Annotated in this window: 1 protein-coding gene; it reads left to right on the plus strand. The window is 63.4% G+C overall.

Going from position 1 to position 1,085, the window contains the following annotated elements; all coding sequences use genetic code 11:
• The first annotated feature begins 238 nt into the window (after nt 1-238).
• Nucleotides 239-1,024: a sulfite exporter TauE/SafE family protein gene (locus AC1D1X_RS24130; protein WP_477699463.1), complete on the plus strand. Its 786-nt coding sequence runs from the start codon at nt 239-241 to the stop codon at nt 1,022-1,024.
• The last annotated feature ends 61 nt before the right edge of the window (nt 1,025-1,085 follow it).

The following is a 1,085-nucleotide window of genomic DNA, read 5'->3' on the forward strand; positions in this document are numbered from 1 at the left end:
CTGTGTTTGCAAGATGCGTTGCGAGTCAAAAAGGCCTTGAGCAAGGCGCAATACGCAGGCGGGGTGAACCCCGTCAAGGCTTTGCAACGCCGCGCAAGGCCTTTTTGATCGCAACCCGGAGGGAATGGGGYGAAAACGGCGCCACTCGGCGTTGCGCTCCTMRCCCAGACKCCCGGTCTGGGCGTCGTCGCGCGCCTTGATCGGCGCCGTTTTCACCCCATTCGCATTTGCAAACACAATGTTGGCAGGTCCTGACGCCCCAATCGTTTTAATCGTCGCGGGCGCGGYGGCGGCGGGTTTTGTCCAGGGCCTGTCGGGCTTTGGCTTCAGCCTTGTCGCCATGTCGTTCTGGGCGTGGTCTATAGACCCGAAACTGGCGGCTGTCATGGCGGTGTTCGGCGGCCTGACAGGCCAGGTCATGGCGGCCTTCACGGTCAGCCGCACGACGGACTGGAAACGCCTGCTGCCATTTCTGGCCGGCGGCCTGCTCGGTCTGCCGCTCGGTTTGCTGTTGTTGCCGCAACTTGACGTCCAGCTGTTCAAGCTGTTTCTCGGCATGCTGCTGGCGCTGTGGTGCCCGGCCATGCTTTTTTCGGGCAAGCTCCCCCGCATTCACCATGGGGGCCGCGTCGCCGACGGCACGATTGGCGTTGCCGGTGGTTTCATGGGGGCCTTGGGTGGTTTCAGCGGTGTGATTCCGACACTGTGGTGCACCCTGCGCGGCTACGAAAAGAGTGCCCAACGCGCCGTCATCCAGAACTTCAATCTGGCCGTGCTGACCGTCACCATGGCCAGCTATGTTGCCGCCGGCCTGGTCACGCGCGAAACGCTGCCCATGCTGGCCATCGTGGCACCTGCTGCGCTCATTTGCGCCTGGCTGGGCGGGCGCGTTTACACGGGCATCAGCGACCTTGCCTTTCGCAGACTGGTGCTGAGCCTGCTGACCTGCTCGGGCCTGGCGATGCTGGTGTCATCCGTGCCGGAGTTGCTGCGGCGGATGGGTTCGGGCCTGTCATTTCAATAGAAACGCGAGCCGGCCCGCAGCTCACGAATGGCCCGAATCATGGTCGGAGCCAGCGCATTCC

Source organism: Polaromonas sp. P1_G4, from assembly GCF_056405475.1.